The following is a 24,951-nucleotide window of genomic DNA, read 5'->3' on the forward strand; positions in this document are numbered from 1 at the left end:
AAGCGGTCAGCGCCGAGCCGCGGCCAGACGCATCAGACGGAGGGTCTCGGCATGAACTCGGGCGGAGGGCACGGCGAGTTCCACGGGAGAGTCGAAGTGGTTGCGCCCGGACTGCTCGAACGCGGTGACCGGGCAGCCCTGCCGGCGCAGATGTTCCGCGAACGCGCGTGACTGCCGCTTGAACTCGTCCGTCTCACGTTCTCCCCAGGCGATCACCATGGGGCAGCGGACCGAAGGCGTCAGCAACAGCGGACTGCAGTCTTGGACCTCGCTGCCGTCGATGCCCACGACGTCATTGACGTAGGTCTGCCGTACCGGGGTCAGGTCGTAGATCCCGCCGAAGAGCACCGCGCCCGCGATGGGGTCCGCGGGCAGACCCCACTGCCGCCACGGCGTGGCGAGCAGCATGGCGGCCAGGTGAGCGCCGGCCGAGGATCCGGAGACCACGATCCGCTCGGGGTCGATGCGATGGTCGGCCGCCCGGCGCCACAGCCAGACGAAGGCCCTGCGCACCTGGTCGACGATGTCCGAGAGCCGGGCTCGCGGGGCGAGGGTGTAGTCCGGAGTGGCGTAGACAGCACCCGCCTGCACCATGGCGGGAGCCGGGAACGCGGTGTCCTCCTTGGACAGCTGCTGCCAGTATCCGCCGTGGACGAAGAACAGAGCGGGTCGGCTTTCCGGGCCCGGTCCCGAGGGACCGTAGACGTCCAGCCGATCGTCGTCTCCCGGTCCGAAGCGCAGGTCGCGGCGGGCCACCGCGGCCAGCTCCTGTTGGGCGAGACGGCTGCGGTCCGCGTAGTCGTCCAGGAACGGCCGGATGTCGTCCACCATGCTGCTGGGTGAGTACTGGGCGTCCAGCTGGTCCTGGTCGAAGTCCCCGTACACAGGTGCTGTCATGGCAGCAGCCGATCGGTGGTCTCCTCCCGCGACTTCTTCAGAAAGGCGACGAAGTCGCTGCCGCCGGTTCCCTTGGCGGTCTCCTGGTCGCTCTGGAACCGCTTGATGTAGCGCCCGGTGATGCCGATGTGCTGGGCCCGGAGCCGGACCAGGGCGTCCACCGCCGCGTTGTACGCGTCGCCGAGCCGTGGGTGGGTGCCGCGGTTGCGCTCGACGCATTCACGGACCGAGGGACCGGCCTCGAGATCCTCCAGGAAGCGACGGTGCGGCGCGGGCATGTATGCGCGCATGCCGGTCAGGAATCCCGCCGTCATCCCGTGCGGGTGCGGTATGTCGAGTCCGGCGTCGAAGGCCTGGATGAGGGAGCTCTGTGCGGCGCTCCCGCCGGCCAGCACCAGCGGTTCCCGGTCCACGCCCTCGAAGCGCAGCCCCGGCGCGGACCATCCCGTGAGGAACGGCCTGATGCGATGGTAGAAGACGTAGTGATCGCACCAGCGCTCGACGTCGAGGAAAGCGTCGGTGACCTTGTCGACGACATCGCGGATACCGAGCAGCGCCTCGGTGAGACCGCCTTGGTCCTCGGCCGCCGCCGCGTGCTGGGCCCTCACGAGCAGGGGCAGCCCGGGAGCGCCGGCGAGTTCGACGCCCACCGTCGCCAGATAGAACCACTTCTCGTCGACGCCGCCGAGAAACGTCACCTGGGTGTCGATGTTCGACATGCTCAGCGGTTCGTCGGCGTCGATGCGCCGCCAGTTGTGGAGCACGATGGAGGCGTGGGAGATGATCGGCGCCCGGTCCAGGGCTTCGGCGAGCGCGTGGAGCGGTTGCGCCAACGGCGCCGGAAGCGTGTCCGCGGGTGTGTCGGTGGCCCACACGTACGCGTTCGCGAGAGAGCACAACAGCAGCATGGCCCGTTCCTGCTCCCCGCTGGAGTGCAGCCGGTCCGGTGCGAGGACGGGCAGCGATTCGACCGCCGGGCGCATCCGCCCTGTCATGATCAGGGCCGCGATGTTCCGCGCGAGCCGCTCCCACGGTTCGTAGTACGCCGGCAGCGCGTCCACCGGGTCCTCGGCGGGCACGAACCCGTGCACGGCATCGATGGCGTACTCGCCCAGCGCGGCCACTCGGGGCCGGGGAGCGCGTATGCGCGTCGTTTCAGGGATCACTGCGCTTCCTCCTCGTGCGTCTCCACGAGGCTGCCCTTCCCACGAGCTGGGGCATATGGACGCCGGCACGAACTCGGCGCCCTCCGATTGGGCTCGGGCACTATGACGTCGCGGTGTCGTCGCCCCTCAGGAAGCTCTCCAGGCCCGGGGTCAGGCCCGCCACCTGCCCGGGCACGAGCCGGTACAGGACGTAGTAGCCCTCGCGGCGGCGCTCCAGCAGGCCCGCGTCCGCCAGCACGCGCAGGTGCTTGGACAGGGCGGCCTCGCTGACGCCGACGAGCGGGGCCAGTTCCTGGGTGCTGCGTGGGCGTTCGGCGATCAGCCGGAGGGCACGCAGCCGGGTGTCGTCGGCGAGCGCCCGCAACGTGCCGACGAGCTGGGTGGGTGGAATCCTTGGGCGGGCTTCCCGGGCGATGGAGGAGACCGGGAAGACGAGGCCGAGAGGCCACGGACCGTCGCAGTTGACGCGTACGTGCGGCCACACATAGGCGCTGGGGGCGAGTACGAGAGTGTCGTCCGGACCGATGGCGACCTCGTGATCGTGCGGTCGCTCCAGCCAGAAGCGTTCGGTCTGAGGATCGCTGCGCACCTCCGGCCACAGGCCGCGCAGCATCCCGTACAGACCGCGCTGCTCGATCTGGTGCCCGGCCTCGCTGACGCCGGCGGCGAGTTCGGGTTCGAGCCGTGCCCATTCCTCCTCGAACGCCTCCCGCCAGTAGCGCTCCAGCATGCTCAGGAACCGTTCGAGCAGCGCGCGGGGGTCGTCGAGGAGCATCGCGACGATGGCGTCGTCGCTCTCCCGTGCGAGCCGCTCCCGCAGCAGCCGACGTACGTCCGGTTCGTCCAGCACGTGCGGATCCCTGCCCTGGCCGCCGCCCGGCCAGGGCGTGAGCAGCGGGATGGCGAACTCCAGCCGGACCAGCTCCGGATCCGCCGTGCGCAGGGCGGCCAGCTCGTCGGCGAAGTCAGTCAGTCCGCCGGTCGGCTGCGGAAAGAGGAACTCAGGGAAGTACGAGCGCACCGCGTAGGAGAACGCCTCGATCTCCCGCTTCAGCGCCGGGGACAGCTTGCGCATGGCACGCACCCAACCGTGCTGGACGGGGTGGTGCTTGGGCTCCACCAGCACATGGAGACTCAGTACGGCTTCCATCGTCGGCGAGTAGGCGAACCCCACCCGCTCCGCACCAGTGGCCGGAATCCGGAACACGATCGTCATGACCCGTCATCCTCTACCGGGCAACGGCCGCGGGCACGCCGTATCTCGCCGTGCCTACCCCGACATGCTGAGCGTATGCAGGACGGCGTCCGCTGGCCGTGCCGGTCTCCCGCAGCACCGCGCTGCGCCATCTGCGGCACTTGCCACTGCCACAGCAGGTGGTCCCGAGGGTGATCGGCGTGGACGGAGCCGCGGCCGCCGCGCGCTGAGCAAGCCGCATGGCCGGCTCCGACGGCCACTGGGACGGCTCAGCCTGCGTCGACGCCACCGTCATCGGTACCTACGCCAAGGGGCTCGCCCCGGACAGCCCTCCAGCGACCCGGATGTCGCCTGGTACCTGAGGCCGACCGCGAAGCTCTTCGACCTGGTCGTCGTCGACGAGGCCAGTCAGTGCTCCATCGCTTCGGTCCTGCCGCTGCTGTTCCGCGCTCGGCGGGCCTTGATCATCGGTGATCCGGACATTGACCAGCCGGGACAAGGCAAAAACCAAGACCGTCGACTACCACTACCGCCCGCAGTTCTTCGCCGAGGTCTGGAAGCCAGGCGAATCCTCGCGCGTCTTCCCGATCGCCTGCAAAGGCAACCACAGTGACCGGCAGAAGGCATACGGGCAACTCGCCTCCGCAGCGGTCCATGCGGACGGGGTGCACATCGGAGCCTGGAACGAGACCCCGGCCCCGCTGTTCAGCACGGAAATCTCCCTGGGCGACCCGCTCACCGTTCACGCCCTGCACGCCGACGGCCCCGGCGGCTGGCTGCACATCCCGGACGGCACCCCCGCCACAGACATCGGCCTGCCCCTGGAGAACAAAAACCCGACCATAGACATCGTGAAGCCAAGTAAGGGCAAGGACCCCGGCTCCTCCGAGCCCGGATGCCAGGTCCGCCCCGACGACTACCAATGGTTCCAGCGTGCCCTGGCCCGGGTTGGCGCCGCCGGCCTCACGGCCTTCGCCGGCGACGGCGAATCCACCGCCGCGCTGCTTACCACACGTCAGGGCAGCGACTTCTTCCAAGGCTTCGCCCACGTCAACCTGAACACCGCTTCCCTGTGCGGTGATCGACTCCAATGATCTCCTCCTCGGTCCTCACCCGGCCAAGAGCACAAGCCGGGTGATCAAGACACCTGAACGATCACGCGTCTGTCAGTGGGGAGATCTCGTGTCCGCGAGCGGGGAGACGATCAGACCACCTGCAGGGAACTTCGCATTTCCGCCGCCAACAGGGGCGAGCCCACCCGTTCACGGCGGTCCTCACCACATCAGCTTGCCCCGCCCCGCTGCCCAACCCGCTTCTGCGAGGAAACCAACAGCTGTGCCAGGCAGCCGTCCACCTCTCCCCACGCGGATTGATTCCGTCTGCCACCTTCCTGACCTGCGATAACCCAGCCAGGTGCGCCAAGGCGGGCCGATTCGACCCGGATTCGACCCGGCACGCCCTTGCGGCAGCGTTGACCAGTCTTGAACTGCGAGAATGCAAATTCTGCCGGTGTACCACTCAAGAACGGGCAAGAAAAAGGTGCGTTCACCAACGTAAGTCCCGCTTCCGGACAATCTCGGCATCACTACGATCAGACGTGGTCGCCAAATCCATCAGCGGCTGCCTCAGGAGCGAACCACCCAGCGGCGGTGCTCCGCAGCCCCTGCCAGTGATGAGCAAGGCACCTGACAAGGCCCTGACCAGCTCGTTTACAGAGAAACTTCCGCCTGGCAGAAGCCGCCTTGCGCGGCCACCCCAGCCGTCAGGACCCTGAGTCCAACCACGGCACGCGGGGCGACGACGCCCCGCCGACAGGGACGGGAACCCCATGCCTCACATGACCGCCTTCGCCAGGAACCAGTGGTACGTCGCCGCCTACGCCGAGGAGGTCGGGCGGGAACTGCTCGGACGGACGATCCTGGGTGAGCCGCTGGTGTTCTACCGGACCGAGGAGGAGGGGACCCCGGTGGCGCTGCACGACCGGTGCGTGCACCGCCGGTACCCGCTGTCGAAGAGCGGGCTGGACGGGGACCGGATCGTGTGCGGCTACCACGGGTTCACGTACGACACGACGGGTGCGTGCGTGTACGTGCCGGGGCAGAAGCGGATCCCGCGCACGGCGCGCGTGGCCTCGTACCCCGTGGTCGAGCAGGACTCGCTGATCTGGGTCTGGATAGGCGACCCGGCGCTCGCCGACCCGCAGACCATCCCGCGCGCCCGGCACCTGGCGGCTCCCGGCTGGACCACCGTGCGCGGCATGGAGCCGATCGACGCGGACTACGGGCTCCTCGTCGACAACCTGCTCGACCTGTCCCACGAGACCTATCTGCACGGCGGTTACATCGGCACCCCCGAGGTCGCCGAGACGCCGATCACGACCGAGGTCGACGAGGGCGCGGGCGTGGTGCGGGTGAGCCGGCACATGGACGACGCGGAGTGCCCGCCGTTCTACGCGAGGTCGACCGGCATCGAGGGGCGGATCACCCGCTGGCAGGACATCGAGTACTTCGCGCCCTGCCTGTACCTGCTGCACAGCCGGATCGCCCCCGTGGGCGTGCTCCCCGAGGCCGACGGCAGCGACCCGAACGGCTTCCACACCGAGATCACGTACGCGATCACCCCGTCCTCGGACGGCAAGGTGTACGACTTCTGGATGGTCTCGCGGGACTGGGCGACCGAGAGCGACGAGGTCACCGAGTTCCTCCGGGGCAACAACCACACGGTCGTCATGCAGGACGTCGTGGCGCTGAACCTGCTGCAGGAGACGCTGGGCTCGGAGCGCACCGGCTACCAGGAGCTGAGCATCAACATCGACACCGGCGGTCTGGCCGCGCGCCGCATCCTGGCACGGCTGGTCGAGCAGGGCGAGAAGCCGGTGGAGAAGGTCCTGTGAGCACCTCCCCCGCGTTCGGTACCGGAGAGGTCTACCGCATCGACTGGCTGCCGGGCACGGACATCCTGCACGGCACCTGTCACTGCGGGCGCGAACACACGTCGCAGGACCCCATCGAGATGTGGGAGTGGATGCTCGCCCACCCCCGAGGACACGAGCCGCAAGGGAACCCCTCATGACCCCGCCCCCTTCGCCGTCTCCCTCGTCGCCCCAGTACGAGGCCGAACTGGTCGTCGACAGCCGGGAGTTCGCGGCCGACGGCGTGCTCGCCCTCACGCTGCGGCATCCGCTCGGCGAGGAACTCCCGGCCTGGGAGCCGGGCGCGCACGTCGACGTGCTGCTCGGTCCCGGGCTGGAGCGGCAGTACTCGCTGTGCGGCGACCCGGCGGACCGCGGGGTCTGGCGGATCGGTGTCCTGCGCGAGCCCGACGGACGCGGCGGATCGGCCTACGTGCACACGGAGTTGGCACAGGGCGACAAGGTCCGGGTCCGGGGGCCCCGCAACAACTTCGCCCTGGAACCGGTGCCCCGCTACCGGTTCGTGGCCGGCGGCATCGGCATCACCCCCATCCTGCCGATGCTGGCCGCGGCAGAGGCGGCGGGCGCGCGGTGGACCCTGCTGTACGGCGGGCGCAGCCGTGACTCCATGGCGTTCCGGGAGGAGTTGGCCAGGTACGGGGACCGGGTCACCGTCGCCCCGCAGGACGAGACCGGGCTGCTCGACCTCGGGTCCGTACTGGACGGGCTGCCCGAGGACACGCTCGTCTACTGCTGCGGGCCGGGAGCGCTGCTCGACGCGGTCGAGGAGCGGTGCCCGGGGAAGGCGCTGCGGGTCGAGCGGTTCCGGCCGAAGGAGCAGGAGACGGGCCCCGACGGCGAGTTCGAGGTCGTCCTGGAGCGGACCGGGAAGACCGTCACGGTGCCCGTCGGGGTCTCCGTCCTCGACACCGTGCGGGCCGCCGGGGTCGAGGTGCTCTACTCCTGCGCGGAGGGCACCTGCGGGACGTGCGAGACGGACGTCCTGGAGGGCACCCCGGACCACCGCGACTCGGTGCTGAGCGACGAGGAGCGCGAGGCCGGGGAGACCATGCTCATCTGCGTGTCCCGGTGCCGGGGGTCACGGCTGGTGCTCGACCTGTAGGGCCCTTCTGGCGGATCTCCGCGGCGTCGCGACGCCCGGCACGCCCTCTCGCCGCACCGGGCGAAAGACCGAGTACGTCCAGTACGAGGTCTTCCGCCCGGCACGCCGAGAGCACGCACCGAACGCCGCTCCTTCTCCCACGGAGATCCGTCAGAAGGGCCCTAGCGGCGCGGCCACCGCGCGTGCCCGGCCGCCGGCGGTCCCCGTCGCACGCAGGTCGGCCTCGATCCGGGCGACCGCGGCCAGCAGGTGGGGCAGCAGGTCCCGGCGTACCGACTCCACCGAGGTGCGGCCGGCGTGGACGGGGATGTTCACGCCGGCCACCACCTCGCCGTGGCGGTCGCGCACGGGGGCGGCGACGGATCGCAGGCCCTCCTCCAGTTCCTGGTCGACGACGGCGTACCCCTGCCGGCGCACCCGGCGCAGCTCGGTCCTGAGCCGGTCGGCGGAGGTGAGGGTGCGCCGGGTCAGGGGCACGAGGTCGGCGCGGGCGAGACGGGCGTCGATCTCCTCGTCCGGCAGATGCGCGAGGACCACCCGGCCGACGGAGGTGACGTGGGCCGGGAAACGGGTGCCCACGGTGATCGTCGCCGTCATGATGCGGCGCGCGCCGACCCTCGCCACGTACACGATGTCGTCGCCGTCGAGGACGCACAGCGAGGACGACTCCCCGACCTGCGCGACGAGCCGCTCCAGATGGGGCAGGGCGAGATCGGGGAGGGTGACGCCCGACAGGTACGCGTAGCCGAGTTCGAGCACGCGCGGGGTCAGTCGGAACAGCCGGCCGTCGGTGTGGACGTAGCCGAGGTCGACGAGCGTGAGCAGGAAGCGGCGGGCGGCGGCCCGGGTCAGCTCGCAGGTGCGCGCGACCTCGCTCAGCGTCAGTGCGGGATGCTCGGCGTCGAAGGCGCGGACGACCGCGAGGCCGCGCTCGAAGGACCGGACGAAGTGCGGTGCGCGGGCTGCGCCGAGCCGGTCTCGATCGGGCATCGTCGCCTCCAGGAAGACGCGTCACGGACCGCGGGGAGCACGGCACCGGGCACCGGGCCGAGCGCCGCGCGCCGATCCGCACCGGATCCGCACACGAGCAGCACGCACGAAGCACGGGCACCGCACGGACGAGGCACCGCACCCGCGTACCGTACGCACGACGGTGCGTGGTGCGCACGCTAGGAGCACACTTCTGCAACTGTCAACGGGCTTGCGGGGTAAGGGCATTGACCCACAACCGGAGGCGTTCTACCTTCCCGCTGAGCACTTCTGTGCGGTGTGCGCACAGCCTGTCGAGGAGCGTTCCCACCAGGGGGAGTCATGCGTCGTCTGCTCATCGGTCTCGCGGCCGGTACCTTGTTCGTCACCGCGACGGCCTGCGGTTCCACGAAGTCGGGCGGCGGGGACGCGGGGTCCGGGGGCACCACCACGCTCAAGCTCGGCATCATCCCCATCATCGACGTGGCGCCCCTGTACCTGGGCGAGAAGAAGGGCTTCTACAGCAAGCGGGGACTCGACCTGGAGCCCACCCTCGCGCAGGGCGGGGCGGCGATCGTGCCCGGTGTCGTCTCCGGCCAGTTCGACTTCGGCTTCAGCAACATGACGTCCCTGCTGGTCGCCCAGTCCAAGAACGTGCCGGTCAAGGCCGTGGTGAACGGGGTCGCCTCCACCGGAAAGGCGGGCGCCGACTTCGCGGGGATCACGGTGCGCAAGGGCAGCCCGATCAGGACCGCCAGCGACCTGGAGGGCAAGAAGGTCGCGGCCAACACGCTGGGCAACATCTGCGACACCTCGGTCAACGAGTCGGTCCGCAAGGACGGCGGCGACCCGTCCGAGGTCGAGTACGTGGAGATGCCGTTCGACCAGATGCCGGCCGCGCTCGCCAAGGGCCGGGTCGACGCGGCCTGTGTCGTGGAGCCGGCGCTGGCCACCATCAAGTCCCAGGGCGGCACGGTCCTCGCGTCGAACTTCGTCGACGTGTCGCCGTACCTCACCGTGGCCATGTACTTCACCTCGCAGCAGTACGCCGAGAAGAACCCCGAGACGGTGAAGAAGTTCCAGGAGGCGACGGCGGAGTCGCTCGCCTACGCCGACGAACATCCGGACGAGGTCCGCGACATCGTCACCACGTACACGAAGATCCCGCAGAACCTGCTGGAGTCCGTCGTCCTGCCCCACTGGCCGGCCGAGCCGGACCGGGCCTCCATCGAGCGGCTCGGCGAACTCGGCCAGAAGGACGGCCTGTTCGACAAGGCCCCGGACCTGGACAAGCTGCTCCCGTGAGGGGTGCCGACGCGCTCCTCGGCGCGGCCGGGCTGACGGGGTTCCTCGCCCTGTGGGAGGCGGTCCCCCGGCTCGGCCTCGTCGAGGACGACTATCTCCCGCCGGCCGGCCGGGTCGCCGGCGCCCTGGCCGGCGAGCTGGCCGACGCGGCCTTCTGGACCGCGCTCGGCGACACCCTGACCGGCTGGGCCCTCGGACTCCTGATCGCCGCGACGGCCGGGATCCTCACGGGGGGCGTCATCGCCGTGGTGCCCCACCTGCGCGAGGCGACCTCCTCCACGATCGAGTTCCTGCGCCCGATCCCCTCGGTCGCCCTGGTCCCCCTCGCCGTCCTGCTGTACGGCAGCGAACTGCGGTCGGTGCTGGTCCTGGTGGTGTACGCGTCCTTCTGGCAGATCCTGATCCAGACCCTGTACGGGGTCCAGGACGTCGACCCGGTCGCCGAGGAGACCGCCCGGTCCTACGGCCTCGGCCCGTGGGCGCGGGTCCGGCACGTGCTGTGGCCCAGCGCCCTGCCGTACGTCATGACGGGCCTGCGGCTGGCCGCAGCCGTGGCGCTCGTCCTCGCGGTGACGGCCGAGCTCGTCATCGGGGCACCGGGGCTGGGGCAGCGCATCGCGGTCGCTCAGACCTCGCAGGCGGTGCCGGAGCTGTACGCCCTGGTCGTGGTCACCGGGCTGCTGGGGCTGCTGGTCAACACGGGCGCCCGTGCGGTGGAGCGGCGGGCGCTGTCCTGGCACCAGTCGGTGCGCGGGGAGGTGGCCGTGTGAGGCGGGTGCTGCCGCGGCTGCTGTCCGCCGTCGCCCTTCCCCTCGTCCTGGTCACCGTGTGGTGGTTCGCCTCCGCCGGCAGCACCGACGTGTTCTGGCCGCCCCTGCGCACCATCCTCACCACCTTCCCGGACGTCTGGACGGCGGAGCGGGTGCGCGCCGACGTGCTGCCGAGCCTGCTGCGCCTGTCCGCGGGGTACGCGGTGGCGGCCGTCGCCGGGGTCGCGCTCGGCACGGTCGTCGGCCTGCACCGCCGGGTGCGGTCGGTCTGCGAGCCGGTCCTGGAGTTCCTGCGGGCGGTGCCACCGCCGGTCCTCGTCCCGGTCATCATGCTGTTCGCGGGCATCGGCGACACGATGAGGATCGCCGTCATCGCGAGCGGCTGTGTGTGGCCGGTCCTGCTCAACACCGTGGAGGGCGTACGGGCGGTGGACTCCGTGCTGACCGACACGGCCCGGTCCTACGGCATCACGGGCGCGGCCCGGCTGCGGCACGTGGTGCTGCGCTCGGCGAGCCCGCAGATCTTCGCGGGGCTGCGGCAGGCGCTGTCGATCGGCATCATCCTCATGGTCATCAGCGAGATGACCGCGGCCGGCGACGGACTGGGCCACACCGTCGTCCAGTTCCAGCGCGGTTTCGCGATCCCCGACATGTGGACCGGCATCCTCGTGCTCGGCCTGCTCGGGTTCCTGCTGTCCGTCGTCTTCCGCCTGGTGGAGCGGCGTGTGCTGGGCTGGTACCACGGCCTGCGCGCGTCCTCGCGGCGGTCGTGGTGAATCCGGGGAAACCGGGGGAGGAGCGGCCGGCGGTGGACGCCCTGCTGGAAGTGACGGGTCTGCGGAAGGTCTACGAGGGTTCCGGGCGCCGGGTGGAGGCGGTGCGGGACCTCACCTTCACCGTCGGCGCCGGCGAACTGGTCTGTCTGGTGGGGCCGTCGGGCTGCGGCAAGACGACCCTGCTGAAGTGCGTGGCGGGGCTGCTGGACCCGACCGCCGGTGAGGTCCGTCTCGGGGGACGGCCGGTGGAGGGGCCGCCGCCGGGCATGGCGGTGGTCTTCCAGGAGTACGGGCGCAGCCTGTTCCCCTGGATGCGGGTCCGCGACAATGTCGAACTGCCCCTGCGGCAGCGGAAGTCGGGCAGGGCACGGCGCCGGGAACTGGTCGACGACGCGCTGGCCTCCGTCGGTCTGTCCGACGCGGCGGGCGCCTACCCCTGGCAGCTGTCCGGCGGTATGCAGCAGCGGGTCGCCATCGCCCGCGCGCTGGCGTACGAGCCGGAGGTGCTGCTGATGGACGAGCCGTTCGCGGCGGTCGACGCCCAGACCCGGGCCGACCTGGAGGACCTCGTGCGGGGCCTGTGGCGGGAGCGAGGCATCACGATCCTGTTCGTCACCCATGACATCGACGAGGCCGTCTACCTCGGCGAGCGGGTCCTGATCCTCTCCTCCTCCCCCACCGTCGTGCGGGAGCGGCTGGATGTCGACCTTCCCGCCGAGCGGGACCAGCTGCACACCCGTGCGGCTCCGCGCTTCGCGGAGCTGCGGACCCGTGTCTACGAGCAGATCCAGGCGGCGAAGCGGGATGTCCCCGTCGACCCGGGCAAGGGGTGAACGGGCGGCGGGGATTGTCCTCCGGCGCCGTCGGCGACCTGAACGCCGGCGGCGCCGGAGGGGGTGCGGCTCACCGCTCGGGAGAGGGCACCACGCTCAGATGGCCCGTGGCGGCGGGCCGGGGGCGTCGCGTCCTGCGCAGCGGGTCGGCCGGGCGGCCCACCTCGCGCAGGACGAGGGTCATACGGTGGTAGCCCATGTCGCGCAGGGTGTCGGGGCTCTCGCCGACGACCCTGCAGAGGGTGGCGCCCCAGCGCGGGTCCGGGTGGATCACCGGGCGTACCGCGCCGTCGTGACGGACGGCCGCGGGACCCACCGTACGGAGCCAGTGCGGCAGGCCGTGGCGGTAGGCGGCATCCATGATCGGGTCCTGGGCGATCTCCCTGCGGACGGCCTGCAGGCCCCGGTCCTGGGGGTGCTGCTCCACCGCGGCGGCGAAGTGCGCGAGCATCGGCAGGCACCAGGCGGCCTCGTGGTCACCGAGGACCGTGGCGGCGTCGGGGTGGAAGAGCACGAAGCGGAGGAAGTTGTCGTCCGGCATGGCCGTCGGGTGCGGCCCCACCCCATTGAACAGGGCCCGGAACGCGGCGTTGGCCAGGACGACGTCCCAGCGGTGGTCGAGGACGGCGGACGGGAACAGGACGGAATCCAGCAGCACGGCGTAGTCCTGGAGGTACGCCTGTGCTTCCCGGGCTTCGAGAGTGTCGGGGACGGACCGCGGTACCCACCGCTGCCCTCCTGCCTGAAACGCCATCGGGAGGTCACCCCTCTTGCCTATGCGGCCTTCACGCGGCGCCTTGATCCTGGTGCCCCGGCCGGATCAGTGTCAACTATCGTGGCATTCGGCGTCGGTTGACGGCTGAATCCCGCCACAGTTGTGGCGAGACCTGGATGTGAGTTCGACACAACCGCTAGTCTCCCCGCAGTTCACGGTGTACTTGCCGGGACCAGGGTCTCGCGCCAGGCTTGGATCCACGGATTCCGCAGTACCGCGAAATTGGCCTGAGAGAGACGTAGGAGACCTGTCGGTGACGGATGGCTTCGAGGTTCCGGACGCCGCGGCGACGGTTCTGCTGCCGGCCGTCGTGGCCCGTGTCACCGCGCTGGCGGACAAGCTGCGCGTCCGGCACACGGAGGTGTTCGACACCCGGCGGCTCTCGGTCGCCTCGGGTGTGCCGGAGGCGGTCGTGAAGACCCTGCTGAGCGGACAGCGCGCCGGTGAACCGGACGTCCAGGCCCGCTTCCTGCAACGCCTGGACCTGCTCCGGCGCACCCGGCTCAAGCCGGGCGGCCGCAAGTACACCCAGCAGGAGATCGCCGACGGCGCCGGGATGTCGCGCCAGCAGGCGGGCGCCCTGATCAACGGGGACCGGCGGCCGACGATGGAGCACTGCGACGCCATCCAGCGTTTCTTCCGGGTGCACGCCGGCTTCCTCACCGCCGAGGACCCCGAGGCGCTGGCGAGCGCCCTGATGCGGACCGAGCAGGAGCTTCTCCAGCAGCTGGCCGACCGCGAGCGCGCGGCGGCCGGGGCCGCGGACGACCCGCTGCAGCGGCTGCTGCAGAACCACGGGGTGCGCTCCATCGCCTGGCGGGCGGCCCAGCTGCCCACCGACCAGCACCGCGACAAGGTCGCGGAGTGGCTGGACATGCTGCTGGAGAGCGTCAAGCGGCCCGAGTCCTGACCGGGGGAGAACTGTGGGCATCGGAAAGGAAATGCGCCGCCTGTGCGGCGAGCTGGTCGGCGAACTCACGCTCCCGGCACCGGCGGAACCCGCCGATCTCTACGGCGCCCTGTGCGACGCCATGAGCCGGCGGCGCGGCCGCCCCGTCCGCTACCGCACGGCCGTCTTCCCGCCGGGCACGGCCAGCGGGCTGTGGCTGGACATGGCCGAACAGGATCTCGTCGTCATCGAGGAACGCACCGCGCCCGACCACCAGTTGGTGATCCTCGGCCATGAGCTGTGGCACATGCACGCGGGCCACTGCGGACGGCACGTGGAGGGCACCGCGGTCGCCGCACGCTTACTGAGCCACGACGCCGATCTGCGGGAGACCGTGCCGAGGGTCGCCGCCCGTACCCGTTTCGACCTGACGGACGAGCAGGACGCCGAGAGCTTCGGACTGCTGCTGGCGAGCAAGTGCCGTGCCTGGCTCGCCGGTTCGGCGCTGCGCCGGCCCGTGCGCCGCGACCACCTGGCCGGCCGCATCGGTGCCTCGCTGGGCTGCCGCGGGCCGCAGGGCTGAGCGGCCGGGAACGCCGAGAGCAAAGCCACAGAGACGCCGAGAACGCCGAGAACGCCGAGAACATGGACGGGTCCAGCTACTACCTTCCGGCCGCCGCGATGACGATCGCCCTGGCCCTGAAGACGCCCGCGCTGCTGCGGAACTGGGGCGACCCCCTGATCAGGTCCGTGTGCGCGCTGATGACACTGGCCGCCCTGGTCTTCTGCTTCGCCGCGCCGCCGACGATCAGCGAGCTCAACCACGTCACGGGCGTCACCAACATCTCCGCGCCCGTCGTCTACTTCCTGCTGAGCGCGTTCAGCGGCTCGTGTCTGGTGCTGATCACCAACTGGCGGGGCGGCCCGCCCGAGACGACCCGCCGGCTCTCGCACCGCTGGATCGCCGGCTACGGCGCGGTGTGCGCGGCGATCGTGCTGCTCTTCCTGCTCGGCGAGGCGCCCGTGGAGCGGGTGCGGGACTTCGACACGTACTACGCCAGCACGCCGTTCCTGCGCGAGATGATCGTGCTGTATCTGGCCGGGTTCAGCGTCGCGGGTGTCGCGATGAACGTCATGTGCTGGCGCTGGGCGCTGCAGGTGCGGGGCTGGCTGCGCGCCGGGCTGCTGATCATCGCGTTCGGCTTCCTGCTGAACGTCCCGTTCGCGGCGGTCAAGCTGATCGCCGTGGTGGCCCGCTGGCAGGGCGGCGACCTGGACTGTCTGAGCACGTACGTCGCCCCCGTGCTGTCGTCCGTGGGCGCGCAGGTCTGCGCGGTCGGTTTCTGTCTGCCGCTGGCCGGGGAGCGCCTGGGCGACTCCTGGACCATCTGGTCGATGTACCGTCGGCTCGGCCCGCTGTGGCGGGAGCTGCGCCCGGTCTGGGCCCAGGCGAGCCACGAGGTGCGGATCTCCTGGTGGGCGCCCGCCCGGCTCCAGATGACCCAGCGGGAGTCCGACATCCACGACGGCATGCTCAGCCTGTACCCGTACTTCGACGCCCAGGTCCGCGCCAAGGCCTACGACGCCGCCGTCGCGGCCGGTTCCGATCCCGCCCAGGCGCGGGCGGAGGCCGACGCGGCGATGGTGACGGCGGCCGTGCGGGCCAGGGAGCACGATCCGGAGGGCCGGGTCATCAGCTCCGCCACTTCCGCATCCACCGCCCCGCCCACGGAGAACCCCCGTGACCTCGTGCGGATGTCCATCGCCCTGCGTCAGTCACCCGTCGTAGCGGCCGCCCGTGAACGGGCCGCCGCGACCAGGTCAGAGAGCGACTTCCATGAGCGAACCCGTTAGCGGCCCGCGTGACACCGCGGTCACGACCTCCCGGAGTGCCGTCGTCGTCGGCGCGGGCCTGGCCGGCCTGCTGGCCGCCGCCGCGCTGCGCGACCACGCCGACGTCACCGTGATCGAACGTGACGTGCTGCCCGAGGAGCCCGGTCCCCGCCGGGGCGTGCCCCAGGCCCGGCACGCCCATCTGCTGTGGTCCGGCGGGGCCCGCGCCATGGAGGAGCTGCTGCCGGGGGTCACGGACGCCTGGCTCGCGGCCGGTGCCCGGCGCATCCCGCTGCCGACCGGGCTGGTCTCCCTCTCGCCCCAGGGCTGGGTGCGGCGCTGGCCCGAGATGGAGTTCATGATCGCGTGCAGCCGGGATCTGCTGGAGTCGGTGGTCCGCGCCCGTCTTCTCGCCGGGCCCCGGGTCACCGTGCTCGACCGCACCGAGATCCTGGGCCTGGAGGGCGACGCCTCCCGGGTGACGGGGGTGCGGGTCCGTTCCGCCGACGGTGAGGCGCGGGTCCTCGCCGCCGACCTGGTGGTGGACGCCGCCGGACGTGGTTCGCGGGGTTCCGCCTGGCTCGACGCCCTGGGGGTAGCGCCGGCGCCGATGGACGAGGTCGACTCCGGACTCGTGTACGCCAGCCGGGTGTTCCGGGCACCGGCGGGCACCGAGGAGTACCCGGTGGTCAATGTGCAGCCGGACGCCTCGCAGCCGGTGCCGGGGCGCAGCGCGACCCTCGTGCCCATCGAGGACGGGCGCTGGCTGGTGACGCTGTCGGGCACCCGGGGCGGGCAACCGAGCGCCGTGGCCGAGGAGTTCGAGACGTTCGCGCGCGACGACGTCAGGGACCCGGTCGTCGGCGAGCTGATCGCCCGTGCCGAGCCGCTGACGGACGTCGTGGTCACCCGCAGCACGATCAACCGGCGGCGCTTCTTCGAGAAGGTGTCCGGCTGGCCCGACGGGTTCGTGGCGGTCGGCGACTCGGTCGCCACGTACAACCCGATATACGGCCACGGCATGTCCGTCGCCGCCCAGAGCGCCCTGGCGCTGCGCGAGCGGGTCGCCGCGCAGGGTCTGACGGCGCCGGGACTCGCGCGCCGGGTCCAGAAGGCGGTGGCGGTACCGGTGTCCCTGGCCTGGAACCTGGCCACGGGGGCGGACATCCGCTACCCGGAGGCCATCGGAAAGCGGCCGAACGCGGTGCAGAAGCTCTTCGGCCGCTATGTGGAGCGGCTGATGCGGACGGCACTGGGCCGGCCCCTGGTGTGCAAGGCGTATCTCGGTGTGGTCACCCTCAGCGCACCGATCGGCGCCCTGGTCAGGCCGGAGGTCGTGCTGGCGGTGCTGCGGGGTCCGGCCAGATCCCCGCTGACGGAACCGCCGCTGACGGAGCATGAGCGGGAGACGGTGCTGGGGGCGGCGGGGCGCTAGCCACAGGGCGACTTCAGCGCGCGGGAGAACGGGATTGTCAGTGGCGGACGGCAAGCTGGGAGTGTGCCACCCGTACGCCGGGGCGGGCACGGAGTTTTCGCCGATCCGACCAGGGGAGAGCCGTTCGATGCAGACCGCCGTACTGACCGACCGCGAACGCGCCGCCGTACAGGCCTATCTGCGGTTGCTGGGGACCGTACGAGCAGCGTTCGACGGGTCCGGGGAGTCACGCCGACCACCCGTGGTGCCGCCCGCCGTGCTCGCCGAGGCGGAGCAGGCGCTGTCGGCGGCGGGCCTCTCGGGCAACGAGGAGGAGTTCTTCAGGCTGTTGCGGGGCTGGTGCCCGGAGATCTGAGCGCGGGCGGTGACGGTCCGCGGGGGCCGATGGACCGTCACCCTCTCATGACCGCAACGGCCATGATGATCTGTCAGGCAGAGGCCGACGGCCCGGTCAGGCCGTGGTCGGCACGGGGGACCGGCACCGCCGTCGCGACCAGCCCCCGGCGGACCGTCCAGCGCCCGTCGAAAGCGTCGACCCGCCGGCCGTCCACCACCGGCCCGGGCACGAGGAGCCGGGCGCGCAGGGTGCCGGAGCGGCCGCCGGGTTCGGCCCGGAAGTCGATGTCGGCCTCCGAGAAGTCCAGCCATCGCCCGGTGAGCGGGAACCACGCCTTGTAGACGGACTCCTTGGCGCTGAAGAGGAGCCGGTCCCAGTGGACCGTGGGGTCGTCGGCGCCCAGCCGGGCCAGCCGGGTCTCCTCGGCGGGGAGCGCGATGGCCGCCAGGACCCCCTCGGGCAGGGGGCCGTGGGGTTCGGCGTCGATGCCGAGGGAGGCGAGGTCGCCGAGGCGGACCAGGGCGGCGGCCGCGTACCCCTCGCAGTGGGTCATGCTGCCGGTCAGCCCCTCCGGCCAGACGGGGGCGCCCCGTTCGCCGGGCACGAGCGCCCGCGGTGGCACGCCCAGCTTCTCCATGGCCCGCCGGGCACAGGCGCGGACGACGGTGAACTCGCGGCGCCGCTTGGCCACCGCCCGCGCCACGACCGCCTCCTCCTCGGGGTACAGCTCGAAGCCCTCGACGGCCGCCTCCTCGTCAGGGGCGTACGCCTCCACGGCCACGACCGCTCCCGGGAGCAGTTCCTCGATCACCGGCTTCGACCTCCATCGGCAGAATGCGGCGCAGCCTGCCCGGCGGTCCCGGACGCGGCCGCCACTCGCGGGGGTATCCCACGGACACCTCTTCGAAGCGGACCCCGTCCAGCCAGGTGGTCCGCGGGATGTGCAGATGGCCGTAGACCATGACCTCGACACGGAAGCGGCGGTGCCAGTCGGCGGTCAGTCCGGTGCCGCACCACATGGCGAACTCGGGGTAGGTCAGGACGTCCATGGGGTGCCGGTCCAGCGGGTAGTGGTTGACCAGCACCGTCGGCAGGCCGGGCGGCAGTTCGGCGAGTCTGCGTTCGGTCTCGGCGACCCGGGCGCGGCACCAGGCCTCGCGGCTCGGGTACGGGTCGGGGTGCAGCACGTGCTCGTCGGTGCAGACGATGCCGGTGCCGTGCGCGTACGCCAGGCCCTCTTCCTTCGTCGTGCAGCCCTCGGGCAGGAACGAGTAGTCGTACAACAGGAAGAGCGGGGCGATCACCACCGGGCCGTCCGGGCCCTCCCAGAGGGGATAGGGGTCCTCCGGGGTGACGACGCCCAGTTCCCGGCAGAGGGCGACCAGGTGCTCGTACCGCTCGACGCCCCGATACGGAACGGTCTCGGTGGGGTGGGTCCACAGTTCGTGGTTGCCCGGCGCCCAGACGACCTTGGCGAAGCGGCCGGCGAGGGTCTCCAGGGCCCATCGGATGTCGGCGACGCTCTCGGAGACGTCACCGGCCACCAGGAGCCAGTCGTCGTCGGTCTCGGGGCGCATCCGCTCGACCAGGGCGCGATTCTCGGAATAGCCGATGTGCAGATCGCTGATGGCCAGCAGATTCCCGTGACGGCCGACCTTCGAGTCCACTCGTGCTCCCTTCCGAACACCGCACATCGCCACGAGATCACATGGGCGCACCGGTCGACAAGACCGGCCTGCCGCACCGCGCGGCCCGCGCCACGCCGGGGGCCCCGCCCGTCCCGCCGCGCAAGGATTAACACGCGCGTGACGTAAACCTGGGTCCCGGTGGCCGTATGATCCCTCCTACACCACCGCCACGCCCTCCCTTTCGCGTACGGCGGTTCGGCGTACCTCCATCCCCCCTGGCCGGGCACGGCCTGCTCCGCCGTGCCCGCGAACCCTGGAAAGGCGGCCTGCATGGTCTCTCGCGTACGCGTCTGGCTCAACCGCACGTACGCGGAGAACGTCTTCTTCATGGATCAGCTGCGGCATAATCCGCACGCTCGTCCGGTGGACATCCATGCCACCCACGGTGACGCCGACTCCCCCGTGCTGGCCGCCGCGGACACCGCCGACCTGGAGCCCGAGGGCCTCTCCCCCGCCGCGTACGTCGAGTACGCGCTCGACCAGTGCGCCAAGCGCGGCATCGACGTGTTCGTGCCCCGGCTGCACCAGGCGGCCCTGGCCGCGCACCGCGAGGAGTTCGCGGCCGCCGGTACCGCCCTGCTGGCGCCGACGGCCGAGGCCATCGAGCTGTTCGAGGACAAGGTGACCGCGTACGAGGCGGTCCAGGCGCACGGGGTTCCGGTGCCGCCGTGGTTCCGGGTGACGAACGCCGACGAACTCGTCGCCGCCGTCGACGAGTTGGAGGAGGCCGGGCACCGGGCCTGCTTCAAGCCGGCGGCCGGCGCCGGCGGGGTCGGCTTCCGCGTCGTCTCACGCGCGCCCTTCTCCCTCTCCCAGCTCAGCGGGTTCCCGAGCCCGCACGTCCAGCTGGATCTGGTCGTGGAGGCGCTGCGGGTGGCCGAGGAGCCCGTGGACTGGCTGGTCATGCCGCGTCTGGAGCAGCCGGAGGTGTCCGTGGACTGCCTCACCGGTACCGACGGGCGGGTCCGGATGGCCGTGGGCCGCACGAAGAACGGGCGGCGGCGCGGCTTCAGCCAGAACCCGGCGTGGATCGAGCCGGCACGGCGGATCGCGGAGGGGTTCGGGCTGCACCACCTCACCAACATCCAGTTCCGGATGTTCGGCGACGAGCCGGTGCTGATGGACGTCAACACGCGCCCGGCCGGCGGGCTGCACCAGCTCGCGCTGTGCGGGATCAACGCCCCGTGGGCCGCTGTGCGGTTGGCGCTCGGCGAGGAGACCGGGGACGTGGTGCCGACGCGGCTGGGGCAGGACTACACCGTGGTGTCGGGGACGCGGCCGGTGCGGCCCGTCGTCCTGCCGCACCAGGTCGAGACGCCGGTCGCCGTGGTGGTGCCCGAGCCGGAATCCGTGGAGACGCGGGCGCTCGCGGTGGGAACACCGGTCGCCTGCAAGCCGTCCGCGGACCGGCCACTGGCGGTCTGAGGACCGGGGGCACCCGACGACACACCCGAGCCCCCACCACCCACAGACAAGGCCGCGGCGGACAACATGTCCGCCGCGGCCCCGCTCAGCTCCCGTCGAGAAGAACGGTCACCGCTCCCCCACCGCCAGCCGCAGGGTCTGCACCTCGAACGGCCGCAGGGTCACCGGAACGCCGTCGCCCTCCGTGGCGGCCTCGGACAGCGGACGCTCCAGCAGGTCGGTGATCCGGGCCCCGGCGAGCGGGAAACCGGTGCGCAGGACGCCCCGGGCCCGGCCGCCGCTCGACTCGTAGATCCGGACCACGACGTCGCCGGAGGCGTCGTCGGCGAGCTTGACCGCCTCGACGGTCACCCCGTCGCCGTCGACGGAGACGACCGGCGCGGAGGCGCCCGCCGCGTCGGCGACGCGCAGCGGCAGGTTGAGGGCGTAGCCCTCGGCGACCGCGTCCTCGATGGTCGCGCCGGGGAGCAGGGAGTAGACGAGGCGGTGCTTGCCCTGGTCGGCCTCGGGGTCCGGGATGCGCGGGGCGCGCACCAGGCTGAGGCGGACCGTGGTGGTCGTCCCGCCGTCCTCGCGGACCGTGCGGGTGACGTCGTGGCCGTAGGTGGAGTCGTTGATCACCGCCACGCCGTAGCCGGGCTCGCCGACGTGCACCCAGCGGTGACCGGAGACCTCGAAGCGGGCGGCCTCCCAGGTGGTGTTGGTGTGGGTGGGGCGCTGGATGTGGCCGAACTGGATCTCGGCGGAGGAGTGGGCCGCGCGGACGTCGATCGGGAAGCCGGCCTTGAGGAACTTCTCCGCCTCGTGCCAGTCGATGTCCGTCTCGAAGTCGATCCGGCGGCTGCCGGCGCGCAGGGTGATCGTCTGGCTGATGCGGGAGCCCTTGCCGAACGCGTGCTCCACACGGACCGCGCCGAGCAGCGGGTCCTCCTCGACCACGGTGACGGACGCGGGGTCCAGCAGGTCCGTGAAGCGGTTCCGGTAGTGCTTGTCGACGTCCCAGGCGTCCCAGTAGTTCGGGAGGTCGGTGTGCAGGCGGAGCAGGTTGCCCTTGTCGCCGAGGACCTCGCGGTCGGCGACCAGGTCGCGGACCGAGGCGAGGGTGCCGTCCTCGGCGATCTCGACGCGGACCAGGCCGTTGTCGAGGATCCGGCCGGAGACGGTGACGGGGTGCGGCGGTTCGGCGGCGGCCAGGGGCGCGCTGCCGTTCGCGGGGACGGTCACGTACGCCGGCGCGCCCGCCGGTGTACGGACCACCTCGGCGCGGTCGCGGGGGCTGGTGTTGAAGACGCGGGTGTCGCCCGCGCCGAGCGCCGCGACGGCTTCGGCCGTCAGCACCTCCAGCTCCTTCGCGACCCTCGCGTACTCGGCCTCCGCCTCGCGGTGGACCCAGGCGATCGAGGAGCCCGGCAGGATGTCGTGGAACTGGTGGAGCAGGACCGTCTTCCAGAGGCGGTCGAGCTTCTCGTACGGGTAGGCGTAGCCGGGCGCGTTGAGCGCGGCCGTCGTCGCCCACAGCTCCGCCTCGCGCAGCTTGTGCTCGCTGTGGCGGTTGCCCTGCTTGGTGCGGGCCTGGGAGGTGTAGGTGGCGCGGTGGAGTTCGAGGTACAGCTCGCCGTTCCAGACGGGGGCGTCCTCGTACTCGGCGCGGGCCTTGGCGAAGAACTCGTCGGGGTGTTCGACGACGACCTTCGGTGAGCCCTCCAGGTCCGCCAGGCGGCGGGCGCGCTCCATGATCTCGCGGGTGGGTCCGCCGCCGCCGTCGCCCCAGCCGAAGGGCGCCAGCGAGCGCGTACCGGCGCCCTTCTCCGCGTAGTTGCGGACCGCGCGGTCCATCTCCTCGCCGCTGAAGCGGGCGTTGTAGGTGTCGATCGGCGGGAAGTGGGTGAAGATGCGGGTGCCGTCGATGCCCTCCCACCAGAAGGTGTGGTGGGGGAAGCGGTTGGTCTGGTTCCAGGAGATCTTCTGCGTGAGGAACCAGTCGTTGCCGGCGAGCTTGGCGAGCTGCGGGTAGGAGGCGTTGTAGCCGAAGGAGTCCGGCAGCCAGACGCCTTTGGTCTCGATGCCGAAGTGCTCGATGAAGAACCGCTTGCCGTGGACGAGCTGGCGGGCGATGGCCTCGCCGCCGGGCAGGTTGCCGTCGGACTCGACCCACATGCCGCCGACCGGCACCCACTGGCCCTTGTCGACGGCCTTCTTGATCCGCTCCCACACCTGCGGGTAGTTGTCGCGCACCCATTCGTACTGCACGGCCTGGGAGCAGGCGAAGATGAAGTCCTCGTACTCGTCGGCCAGCGCGGTGACGTTGGAGAAGGTGCGGGAGGTCTTGCGCTTGGTCTCGCGGATGGGCCACAGCCACGCGGAGTCGATGTGGGCGTGGCCGACGCCGGAGACGGTGTGGGCGCTGGCGTGGGCGGGCTTGGCGAGGGCCGGGGCGAGGATCTCGCGGACGGCGGTCGCGCTGCCGGCGATGTCGTCGAGGTCGACGGCGTCCATGGCCCGGTCCAGGGTGTGCAGGATCTCGTGCCGGCGGGGCTCGTGCTCGCCGAGGTGGACCATCAGCCCGCGCAGCACCTGGAGGTCCAGGTCGAGGTGGAAGACCTCCTCGTCGAGGATGGCGATGTCGGCGCGCCGGAAGGTGTAGAGGGGCTTGTCGCCGGCGGTGAGGACGTCGCCGAGGGGCGTGGGCCTGGAGAAGTTGTCGGCGAGGATGTCGGGGTTGGAGGCGGCCTCGACCAGGTAGTCGATCGTCTCGCCGCCGCGTACGGGGTTGCCGATCGGTACGTACTGGTTGAGGGGGTTGACCGCCTTCAGCGGGGTGCCGTCCGTGAGGTGGACCAGGGCCTCGGCCTGGTTGCCGGGCCAGTCGCCGACGAAGCCGAGGTCGATGACCGCCTCGACACGGCGGCCCGCCCACTCGGCGGGGACCTGTCCGCGCATGCGGAACCAGGTCGTCCCCCACGGCGGGCCCCAGGGGGTGTCCATGGCGAACGGGGCGTAGGAGGCGCCGGCGGCCTCCTCGAAGGGGACGGGCTCGCCCGGGGCCTGCCAGGCCTCGACGTCGAAGGGCACGGAGGCCGCGTAGATCGCGGGCTTGATGCGCTGGGTGTGGACGCGCTCGACGCGTTCCTCGATCCGGTGGCGTTCGTCATGCATGTGAGGTCTCCAGGCGGCGGGCAGAGCGGGAAGCGGGAGAAACAGGTCGGGACGGGGACGGTAAGCGCTTTCTGGACGGGAGCCTACTTCAGGTAGTCCAGGCCAGGGTGCACCGCCGTGTAGCCCTCGACCAGGCGGCGTGCGACGTTCACGGAGTCGACGAGCGGGTGCAGCGCGAACGCCTTCACCGCCGTCGTACGGGAGCGCGACTCGGCGGCGGCCAGCACCTCGCGCTCGACGGCCTTGACCGCGCAGACCAGGCCGGTGGCGTGGCCGGGCAGCGGAGACACCGCAACCGGGTGCGCGCCGTTGGCGTCGACCAGGCAGGGCACCTCGATGACGGCCTCGGTGTCGAGCGCGGACAGCGTGCCCTTGTTGCGGACGTTGAGGATGAGGGTGGTGCGCTCGTCGCGGGCGATGGCCCGCATCAGGGCGAGGGCGACCTTCTCGTATCCGCCGGAGAGGTCGTCGGCGTCGCGCTCGCCGGCGCCGGCCGTCTCCCGGTTCTCCGCCATGTAGGTGGCCTCGCGCTCGGCGCGGGTCCGGTCCCAGGTCTTCAGGGCGTGGGCGTCGGGGCGGCGCATCTCCTCGTAGAAGTGGGCCTGCTGGTCCTTGAGGAAGGCGCCGCGGGTCTTCTCGACCGCCTGGTAGGCGCGGACGGCCTCGCGGTTGAAGTAGTAGTAGTGCAGGTACTCGTTGGGGATGGCGCCGAGGGACTGGAGCCAGTCGACGCCGAACAGCTTGCCCTCCTCGAAGGAGCCGAGGAGATCGCGGTCGGCGAGCAGGCGCGGGAGTTCGTCGCGGCCGGCGATGTGCAGGCCGCGCACCCAGCCGAGGTGGTTGAGGCCGACGTAGTCGATCCACGCCTCGGCCGGGTTCGCCGCCCCGAGGACACGGGCGATGCGGCGGCCGAGGCCCACGGGCGAGTCGCAGATGCCGATGACGCGGTCGCCGAGGTGGCGGGACATCGCCTCGGTGACCAGGCCCGCGGGGTTGGTGAAGTTGATGACCCAGGCGTCGGGGGCGAGGCGGGCCACCCGCCGGGCGATGTCCACGGCGACCGGGACCGTGCGCAGGCCGTAGGCGATGCCGCCGGCGCCCACGGTCTCCTGGCCGAGGACGCCCTCGGCGAGGGCGACCGCCTCGTCGTGCGCGCGGCCCTCCAGACCGCCGACGCGGATCGCGGAGAACACGAAGTCGGCGCCGCGCAGGGCCTCGTCGAGATCGGTGGTGGCCTGCACCTCGGGAGCGTCGGGGACGCCGGCGGCCTGTTCGGCGAGGACGCGGGTGACGGCGGAGAGCCGCTCGGCGTCCAGATCGTGCAGGACGACACGGGTGACCCGGCCCTCGGCGCGGTCCCCGAGGAGCGCCCCGTACACGAGCGGCACCCGGAATCCTCCGCCGCCCAGAATCGTCAGCTTCACGCAACTACCACCTTTGCCGATCGTGCTTGTGAGCGGGCCGTCCC

General features: G+C 71.5%; 23 protein-coding genes and 1 pseudogene. 15 read left to right on the top strand and 9 right to left on the bottom strand.

The features are described 5' to 3' along the window. Positions 1-6: 6 nt before the first annotated feature. The 3 genes from SCAB_RS07200 to SCAB_RS07210 form a co-directional block, all read right to left on the bottom strand. Positions 7-897 (bottom strand): alpha/beta hydrolase, encoded by an 891-nt coding sequence (locus SCAB_RS07200; RefSeq protein ID WP_037729155.1) that lies wholly within the window; start codon positions 895-897, stop codon positions 7-9. Continuing rightward, positions 894-2,063, bottom strand: a complete 1,170-nt coding sequence (locus tag SCAB_RS07205) for an indoleamine 2,3-dioxygenase (RefSeq protein WP_158512230.1) — start codon at positions 2,061-2,063, stop codon at positions 894-896. The genes SCAB_RS07200 and SCAB_RS07205 overlap by 4 nt, the downstream gene beginning before the upstream one ends. A 100-nt stretch (positions 2,064-2,163) precedes the next feature. Further along, positions 2,164-3,279, bottom strand: a complete 1,116-nt coding sequence (locus SCAB_RS07210; protein ID WP_012999396.1) for an ArsR/SmtB family transcription factor — start codon at positions 3,277-3,279, stop codon at positions 2,164-2,166. Between the two features lie 346 nt (positions 3,280-3,625). On the opposite strand from SCAB_RS07210, the pseudogene SCAB_RS49235 reads away from it, so the two are divergent. The 5 genes and pseudogenes from SCAB_RS49235 to SCAB_RS07230 all read left to right on the top strand — a co-directional run. Further along, positions 3,626-3,736, top strand: a pseudogene (locus SCAB_RS49235) (AAA domain-containing protein); the annotation flags it as partial. Between the two features lie 4 nt (positions 3,737-3,740). After that, positions 3,741-4,352 (top strand): hypothetical protein, encoded by a 612-nt coding sequence (locus tag SCAB_RS47530; protein ID WP_049875665.1) that lies wholly within the window; start codon positions 3,741-3,743, stop codon positions 4,350-4,352. 734 nt (positions 4,353-5,086) lie between these two features. Next, positions 5,087-6,151 carry an aromatic ring-hydroxylating dioxygenase subunit alpha gene (locus SCAB_RS07220; RefSeq protein ID WP_173402845.1) on the top strand — a complete coding sequence of 355 codons (1,065 nt, stop codon included), beginning with the start codon at positions 5,087-5,089 and terminating at the stop codon, positions 6,149-6,151. Beyond that, a complete protein-coding gene (locus SCAB_RS07225; RefSeq protein ID WP_012999399.1) occupies positions 6,148-6,330 on the top strand; it encodes a hypothetical protein in 183 nt (60 codons plus the stop codon). Before SCAB_RS07220 ends, SCAB_RS07225 begins: the two co-directional genes overlap by 4 nt. Then, positions 6,327-7,292 (top strand): PDR/VanB family oxidoreductase, encoded by a 966-nt coding sequence (locus SCAB_RS07230; RefSeq protein WP_012999400.1) that lies wholly within the window; start codon positions 6,327-6,329, stop codon positions 7,290-7,292. Before SCAB_RS07225 ends, SCAB_RS07230 begins: the two co-directional genes overlap by 4 nt. 150 nt (positions 7,293-7,442) lie before the next feature. Here SCAB_RS07230 and SCAB_RS07235 read toward each other — a convergent pair whose 3' ends face one another. Further along, on the bottom strand, positions 7,443-8,282 hold the full coding sequence (locus SCAB_RS07235; RefSeq protein ID WP_012999401.1) for an IclR family transcriptional regulator domain-containing protein: 840 nt from the start codon (positions 8,280-8,282) through the stop codon (positions 7,443-7,445). Between the two features lie 321 nt (positions 8,283-8,603). Between SCAB_RS07235 and SCAB_RS07240 the strand changes: the two genes are divergently transcribed. Genes SCAB_RS07240 through SCAB_RS07255 form a run of 4 tightly spaced genes read left to right on the top strand, consistent with a single transcriptional unit; the run spans position 8,604 to position 11,945 of the window. Next, positions 8,604-9,566 carry an ABC transporter substrate-binding protein gene (locus SCAB_RS07240; protein WP_012999402.1) on the top strand — a complete coding sequence of 321 codons (963 nt, stop codon included), beginning with the start codon at positions 8,604-8,606 and terminating at the stop codon, positions 9,564-9,566. Further along, entirely contained in the window at positions 9,563-10,336 is a 774-nt protein-coding gene (locus SCAB_RS07245) for an ABC transporter permease (protein WP_012999403.1), read from the top strand. The genes SCAB_RS07240 and SCAB_RS07245 overlap by 4 nt, the downstream gene beginning before the upstream one ends. Beyond that, on the top strand, positions 10,333-11,112 hold the full coding sequence (locus SCAB_RS07250) for an ABC transporter permease (protein ID WP_037725485.1): 780 nt from the start codon (positions 10,333-10,335) through the stop codon (positions 11,110-11,112). The genes SCAB_RS07245 and SCAB_RS07250 overlap by 4 nt, the downstream gene beginning before the upstream one ends. 32 nt (positions 11,113-11,144) lie before the next feature. Then, positions 11,145-11,945 (top strand): ABC transporter ATP-binding protein, encoded by an 801-nt coding sequence (locus tag SCAB_RS07255; RefSeq protein WP_012999405.1) that lies wholly within the window; start codon positions 11,145-11,147, stop codon positions 11,943-11,945. Between the two features lie 70 nt (positions 11,946-12,015). Here the strand turns inward: SCAB_RS07255 and SCAB_RS07260 are convergent, their stop codons facing one another. Further along, positions 12,016-12,699 (bottom strand): MmyB family transcriptional regulator, encoded by a 684-nt coding sequence (locus tag SCAB_RS07260; RefSeq protein WP_012999406.1) that lies wholly within the window; start codon positions 12,697-12,699, stop codon positions 12,016-12,018. Between the two features lie 274 nt (positions 12,700-12,973). Here SCAB_RS07260 and SCAB_RS07265 point away from each other — a divergent pair, with 274 nt between their 5' ends. The 5 genes from SCAB_RS07265 to SCAB_RS07285 all read left to right on the top strand — a co-directional run bounded on the left by SCAB_RS07265 (position 12,974) and on the right by SCAB_RS07285 (position 17,232). Continuing rightward, positions 12,974-13,630, top strand: a complete 657-nt coding sequence (locus tag SCAB_RS07265) for a helix-turn-helix domain-containing protein (RefSeq protein ID WP_012999407.1) — start codon at positions 12,974-12,976, stop codon at positions 13,628-13,630. A gap of 31 nt (positions 13,631-13,661) precedes the next feature. After that, entirely contained in the window at positions 13,662-14,192 is a 531-nt protein-coding gene (locus SCAB_RS07270; protein ID WP_037725487.1) for a hypothetical protein, read from the top strand. 62 nt (positions 14,193-14,254) lie between these two features. Continuing rightward, positions 14,255-15,463, top strand: coding sequence for an MAB_1171c family putative transporter (locus tag SCAB_RS07275; protein ID WP_012999409.1), 1,209 nt, complete (start codon positions 14,255-14,257; stop codon positions 15,461-15,463). After that, complete coding sequence (locus SCAB_RS07280) at positions 15,447-16,877, top strand: FAD-dependent monooxygenase (RefSeq protein WP_012999410.1); 1,431 nt, start codon at positions 15,447-15,449, stop codon at positions 16,875-16,877. The genes SCAB_RS07275 and SCAB_RS07280 overlap by 17 nt, the downstream gene beginning before the upstream one ends. 127 nt (positions 16,878-17,004) lie before the next feature. Further along, positions 17,005-17,232 carry a hypothetical protein gene (locus SCAB_RS07285; protein ID WP_012999411.1) on the top strand — a complete coding sequence of 76 codons (228 nt, stop codon included), beginning with the start codon at positions 17,005-17,007 and terminating at the stop codon, positions 17,230-17,232. A 73-nt stretch (positions 17,233-17,305) separates the two neighbouring features. On the opposite strand, the gene SCAB_RS07290 is transcribed toward SCAB_RS07285, so the two are convergent. Together SCAB_RS07290 and SCAB_RS07295 are read right to left on the bottom strand one after the other, a co-directional pair. Continuing rightward, a complete protein-coding gene (locus tag SCAB_RS07290) occupies positions 17,306-18,025 on the bottom strand; it encodes a 4'-phosphopantetheinyl transferase family protein (protein ID WP_037729860.1) in 720 nt (239 codons plus the stop codon). Beyond that, the gene (locus SCAB_RS07295; protein ID WP_247194797.1) at positions 17,970-18,908 is read right to left on the bottom strand and encodes a metallophosphoesterase family protein; all 939 of its coding nucleotides are present in this window, start codon (positions 18,906-18,908) and stop codon (positions 17,970-17,972) included. The genes SCAB_RS07290 and SCAB_RS07295 overlap by 56 nt, the downstream gene beginning before the upstream one ends. Positions 18,909-19,172: 264 nt before the next feature. Between SCAB_RS07295 and SCAB_RS07300 the strand changes: the two genes are divergently transcribed. Next, positions 19,173-20,327 carry an ATP-grasp domain-containing protein gene (locus tag SCAB_RS07300; protein WP_012999414.1) on the top strand — a complete coding sequence of 385 codons (1,155 nt, stop codon included), beginning with the start codon at positions 19,173-19,175 and terminating at the stop codon, positions 20,325-20,327. A gap of 108 nt (positions 20,328-20,435) precedes the next feature. Here SCAB_RS07300 and SCAB_RS07305 read toward each other — a convergent pair whose 3' ends face one another. Together SCAB_RS07305 and SCAB_RS07310 are read right to left on the bottom strand one after the other, a co-directional pair. After that, complete coding sequence (locus tag SCAB_RS07305) at positions 20,436-23,483, bottom strand: alpha-mannosidase (protein ID WP_012999415.1); 3,048 nt, start codon at positions 23,481-23,483, stop codon at positions 20,436-20,438. Between the two features lie 83 nt (positions 23,484-23,566). After that, positions 23,567-24,907, bottom strand: a complete 1,341-nt coding sequence (locus tag SCAB_RS07310; protein ID WP_012999416.1) for a 6-phospho-beta-glucosidase — start codon at positions 24,905-24,907, stop codon at positions 23,567-23,569. Between the last annotated feature and the right edge of the window lie 44 nt (positions 24,908-24,951).

Source organism: Streptomyces scabiei 87.22, from assembly GCF_000091305.1.
Lineage (GTDB): Bacteria > Actinomycetota > Actinomycetes > Streptomycetales > Streptomycetaceae > Streptomyces > Streptomyces scabiei.

Bases quoted from the DNA above. Each gene is read 5' to 3' on its own strand.
- SCAB_RS07300 (WP_012999414.1), top strand. From the start codon at position 19,173: ATGGTCTCTCGCGTACGCGTCTGGCTCAACCGCACGTACGCGGAGAAC.
- SCAB_RS07200 (WP_037729155.1), bottom strand. From the start codon at position 897: ATGACAGCACCTGTGTACGGGGACTTCGACCAGGACCAGCTGGACGCC.
- SCAB_RS07220 (WP_173402845.1), top strand. From the start codon at position 5,087: ATGCCTCACATGACCGCCTTCGCCAGGAACCAGTGGTACGTCGCCGCC.
- SCAB_RS07235 (WP_012999401.1), bottom strand. From the start codon at position 8,282: ATGCCCGATCGAGACCGGCTCGGCGCAGCCCGCGCACCGCACTTCGTC.
- SCAB_RS07240 (WP_012999402.1), top strand. From the start codon at position 8,604: ATGCGTCGTCTGCTCATCGGTCTCGCGGCCGGTACCTTGTTCGTCACC.
- SCAB_RS07305 (WP_012999415.1), bottom strand. From the start codon at position 23,483: ATGCATGACGAACGCCACCGGATCGAGGAACGCGTCGAGCGCGTCCAC.
- SCAB_RS07270 (WP_037725487.1), top strand. From the start codon at position 13,662: ATGCGCCGCCTGTGCGGCGAGCTGGTCGGCGAACTCACGCTCCCGGCA.
- SCAB_RS07295 (WP_247194797.1), bottom strand. From the start codon at position 18,908: ATGTGCGGTGTTCGGAAGGGAGCACGAGTGGACTCGAAGGTCGGCCGT.
- SCAB_RS07210 (WP_012999396.1), bottom strand. From the start codon at position 3,279: ATGACGATCGTGTTCCGGATTCCGGCCACTGGTGCGGAGCGGGTGGGG.
- SCAB_RS07260 (WP_012999406.1), bottom strand. From the start codon at position 12,699: ATGGCGTTTCAGGCAGGAGGGCAGCGGTGGGTACCGCGGTCCGTCCCC.
- SCAB_RS07230 (WP_012999400.1), top strand. From the start codon at position 6,327: ATGACCCCGCCCCCTTCGCCGTCTCCCTCGTCGCCCCAGTACGAGGCC.
- SCAB_RS07275 (WP_012999409.1), top strand. From the start codon at position 14,255: ATGGACGGGTCCAGCTACTACCTTCCGGCCGCCGCGATGACGATCGCC.
- SCAB_RS07285 (WP_012999411.1), top strand. From the start codon at position 17,005: ATGCAGACCGCCGTACTGACCGACCGCGAACGCGCCGCCGTACAGGCC.
- SCAB_RS07280 (WP_012999410.1), top strand. From the start codon at position 15,447: ATGAGCGAACCCGTTAGCGGCCCGCGTGACACCGCGGTCACGACCTCC.